Origin of the sequence: Streptococcus sp. SV2 (genome assembly GCF_030440175.1) — a bacterium.
GTDB lineage: Bacteria > Bacillota > Bacilli > Lactobacillales > Streptococcaceae > Streptococcus > Streptococcus raffinosi.
On sequence record NZ_JAQFJQ010000029.1, the window covers coordinates 1 to 4,717 of the forward strand.

A 4,717-nucleotide genomic window follows, 5' to 3' on the forward strand; every position below is an offset into this window, starting at 1 on the left:
TAAATGCTAAGCGACTACCATATCTAACAGGGGGCAACCCCCAACTACTTCAGGCGTTCTAGGGCTTAACTGCTGTGTTCGGCATGGGAACAGGTGTATCTCCTAGGCTATCGTCACTTAACTCTGAGTATTCTCAACTCAAAATTGAATATCTATACCGTCTCAAGAAACCTTCACGCTATCAATGTCTCTCAGTTACTTGCTTTGGATAAGTCCTCGAGCTATTAGTATTAGTCCGCTACATGTGTCACCACACTTCCACTCCTAACCTATCAACCTGATCATCTCTCAGGGCTCTTACTGATATATAATCATGGGAAATCTCATCTTGAGGTGGGCTTCACACTTAGATGCTTTCAGCGTTTATCCCTTCCCTACATAGCTACCCAGCGATGCTCTTGGCAGAACAACTGGTACACCAGCGGTAAGTCCACTCTGGTCCTCTCGTACTAGGAGCAGATCCTCTCAAATTTCCTACGCCCGCGACGGATAGGGACCGAACTGTCTCACGACGTTCTGAACCCAGCTCGCGTGCCGCTTTAATGGGCGAACAGCCCAACCCTTGGGACCGACTACAGCCCCAGGATGCGACGAGCCGACATCGAGGTGCCAAACCTCCCCGTCGATGTGAACTCTTGGGGGAGATAAGCCTGTTATCCCCAGGGTAGCTTTTATCCGTTGAGCGATGGCCCTTCCATGCGGAACCACCGGATCACTAAGCCCGACTTTCGTCCCTGCTCGAGTTGTAGCTCTCGCAGTCAAGCTCCCTTATACCTTTACACTCTGCGAATGATTTCCAACCATTCTGAGGGAACCTTTGGGCGCCTCCGTTACCTTTTAGGAGGCGACCGCCCCAGTCAAACTGCCCGTCAGACACTGTCTCCGATAGGGATAACCTATCTGGGTTAGAGTAGCCATAACACAAGGGTAGTATCCCAACAACGCCTCACTCGAAACTGGCGTCCCGAGGTCCTAGGCTCCTACCTATCCTGTACATGTGGTACAGATACTCAATATCAAACTGCAGTAAAGCTCCATGGGGTCTTTCCGTCCTGTCGCGGGTAACCTGCATCTTCACAGGTACTAAAATTTCACCGAGTCTCTCGTTGAGACAGTGCCCAAATCATTACGCCTTTCGTGCGGGTCGGAACTTACCCGACAAGGAATTTCGCTACCTTAGGACCGTTATAGTTACGGCCGCCGTTTACTGGGGCTTCAATTCATACCTTCGCTTACGCTAAGCACTCCTCTTAACCTTCCAGCACCGGGCAGGCGTCACCCCCTATACATCATCTTACGATTTAGCAGAGAGCTGTGTTTTTGATAAACAGTTGCTTGGGCCTATTCACTGCGGCTGACTATCAGTCAGCGCCCCTTCTCCCGAAGTTACGGGGCCATTTTGCCGAGTTCCTTAACGAGAGTTCTCTCGCTCACCTGAGGCTACTCGCCTCGACTACCTGTGTCGGTTTGCGGTACGGGTAGAGTATAATTAACGCTAGAAGCTTTTCTTGGCAGTGTGACATCACTAACTTCGCTACTAAACTTCGCTACCCATCACAGCTCAATGTTAGAGATATAAGCATTTGACTCATATCACACCTCACTGCTTGGCCAGACTCTTCCATTCGTCTGGTTTAGTTAGCCTACTGCGTCCCTCCATCACTATATACTCTAGTACAGGAATATCAACCTGTTGGCCATCGGATACACCTTTCGGTCTCTCCTTAGGTCCCGACTAACCCAGGGCGGACGAGCCTTCCCCTGGAAACCTTAGTCTTACGGTGGACAGGATTCTCACCTGTCTTTCGCTACTCATACCGGCATTCTCACTTCTATGCGCTCCAGCACTCCTCACGGTACACCTTCTTCGCACATAGAACGCTCTCCTACCATACCTATAAAGGTATCCACAGCTTCGGTAATATGTTTTAGCCCCGGTACATTTTCGGCGCAGGGTCACTCGACTAGTGAGCTATTACGCACTCTTTGAATGAATAGCTGCTTCTAAGCTAACATCCTAGTTGTCTGTGCAACCCCACATCCTTTTCCACTTAACATATATTTTGGGACCTTAGCTGGTGGTCTGGGCTGTTTCCCTTTCGACTACGGATCTTAGCACTCGCAGTCTGACTGCCGATTATATCTCATTGGCATTCGGAGTTTATCTGAGATTGGTAATCCGGGATGGACCCCTCACCCAAACAGTGCTCTACCTCCAAGAGACTTAACATCGACGCTAGCCCTAAAGCTATTTCGGAGAGAACCAGCTATCTCCAAGTTCGTTTGGAATTTCTCCGCTACCCACAAGTCATCCAAGCACTTTTCAACGTGCCCTGGTTCGGTCCTCCAGTGAGTTTTACCTCACCTTCAACCTGCTCATGGGTAGGTCACATGGTTTCGGGTCTACGACATGATACTATGGTGCCCTATTAAGACTCGGTTTCCCTGCGGCTCCGTCTCTTCAACTTAACCTCGCATCATATCGTAACTCGCCGGTTCATTCTACAAAAGGCACGCTCTCACCCATTAACGGGCTCGAACTTGTTGTAGGCACACGGTTTCAGGTTCTATTTCACTCCCCTCCCGGGGTGCTTTTCACCTTTCCCTCACGGTACTGGTTCACTATCGGTCACTAGAGAGTATTTAGGGTTGGGAGATGGTCCTCCCAGATTCCGACGAGATTTCTCGTGTCTCGCCGTACTCAGGATACTGCTAGGTATAAAGACTATTTCGAATACGAGGCTGTTACTCTCTTTGGCCTACCTTCCCAGGTAGTTCTTCTATAATCTTTAAGTCCACATCGCAGTCCTACAACCCCGAAGAGTAAACTCTTCGGTTTGCCCTCTTGCCATTTCGCTCGCCGCTACTAAGGCAATCGCTTTTGCTTTCTCTTCCTGCAGCTACTTAGATGTTTCAGTTCACTGCGTCTTCCTCTTCATTACCTTAACAGTAATGAGTGACAGGCATTACCTGCCGGGTTCCCCCATTCGGACATCTCTGGATCTTTGCTCACTTACAGCTCCCCAAAGCATTTCGTCGTTAGTCACGTCCTTCATCGGCTTCTAGTGCCAAGGCATCCACCGTGCGCCCTTATTAACTTAACCTTATTTTGGTCTTACGACCTAACTCATTAAATATTCACAGCGTTTCGGTTTATTTTCTTGTTACTATCTATATGTATTTTATTACATATGGAATTTGATATAGATATTCAATTTTCAATGGACAATACTTGAATCTTTCGATTCAATGGAGCCTAGCGGGATCGAACCGCTGACCTCCTGCGTGCAAAGCAGGCGCTCTCCCAGCTGAGCTAAGGCCCCACAAGACCTCTCAAAACTAAATAAGAAACTCAAGTACATTCCGTTTTTCCTTAGAAAGGAGGTGATCCAGCCGCACCTTCCGATACGGCTACCTTGTTACGACTTCACCCCAATCATCTATCCCACCTTAGGCGGCTGGCTCCATAAGGTTACCTCACCGACTTCGGGTGTTACAAACTCTCGTGGTGTGACGGGCGGTGTGTACAAGGCCCGGGAACGTATTCACCGCGGCGTGCTGATCCGCGATTACTAGCGATTCCGACTTCATGTAGGCGAGTTGCAGCCTACAATCCGAACTGAGATTGGCTTTAAGAGATTAGCTCGCCGTCACCGACTCGCAACTCGTTGTACCAACCATTGTAGCACGTGTGTAGCCCAGGTCATAAGGGGCATGATGATTTGACGTCATCCCCACCTTCCTCCGGTTTATTACCGGCAGTCTCGCTAGAGTGCCCAACTGAATGATGGCAACTAACAATAGGGGTTGCGCTCGTTGCGGGACTTAACCCAACATCTCACGACACGAGCTGACGACAACCATGCACCACCTGTCACCGATGTACCGAAGTAACTTCCTATCTCTAGAAATAGCATCGGGATGTCAAGACCTGGTAAGGTTCTTCGCGTTGCTTCGAATTAAACCACATGCTCCACCGCTTGTGCGGGCCCCCGTCAATTCCTTTGAGTTTCAACCTTGCGGTCGTACTCCCCAGGCGGAGTGCTTAATGCGTTAGCTGCGGCACTGAATCCCGGAAAGGACCCAACACCTAGCACTCATCGTTTACGGCGTGGACTACCAGGGTATCTAATCCTGTTCGCTCCCCACGCTTTCGAGCCTCAGCGTCAGTTACAGACCAGAGAGCCGCTTTCGCCACCGGTGTTCCTCCATATATCTACGCATTTCACCGCTACACATGGAATTCCACTCTCCCCTTCTGCACTCAAGTTTGACAGTTTCCAAAGCGAACTATGGTTGAGCCACAGCCTTTAACTTCAGACTTATCAAACCGCCTGCGCTCGCTTTACGCCCAATAAATCCGGACAACGCTCGGGACCTACGTATTACCGCGGCTGCTGGCACGTAGTTAGCCGTCCCTTTCTGGTAAGCTACCGTCACAGTGTGAACTTTCCACTCTCACACTCGTTCTTGACTTACAACAGAGCTTTACGATCCGAAAACCTTCTTCACTCACGCGGCGTTGCTCGGTCAGGGTTGCCCCCATTGCCGAAGATTCCCTACTGCTGCCTCCCGTAGGAGTCTGGGCCGTGTCTCAGTCCCAGTGTGGCCGATCACCCTCTCAGGTCGGCTATGTATCGTCGCCTAGGTGAGCCGTTACCTCACCTACTAGCTAATACAACGCAGGTCCATCTTGTAGTGGAGCAGTTGCCCCTTT

General features: G+C 50.1%; 1 tRNA gene and 3 rRNA genes. All 4 read right to left on the bottom strand.

Annotated elements, in window-relative coordinates:
• Window positions 1-5: 5 nt before the first annotated feature.
• Window positions 6-121 (bottom strand): 5S ribosomal RNA (gene rrf, locus PCY14_RS09775).
• Between the two features lie 83 nt (window positions 122-204).
• Window positions 205-3,104: ribosomal RNA gene (locus tag PCY14_RS09780) — 23S ribosomal RNA — on the bottom strand.
• Window positions 3,105-3,250: 146 nt separating this feature from the next.
• Window positions 3,251-3,323: transfer RNA gene (locus PCY14_RS09785), tRNA-Ala, on the bottom strand.
• A 54-nt stretch (window positions 3,324-3,377) separates the two neighbouring features.
• A 16S ribosomal RNA gene (locus tag PCY14_RS09790) occupies window positions 3,378-4,717 on the bottom strand; the annotation flags it as partial.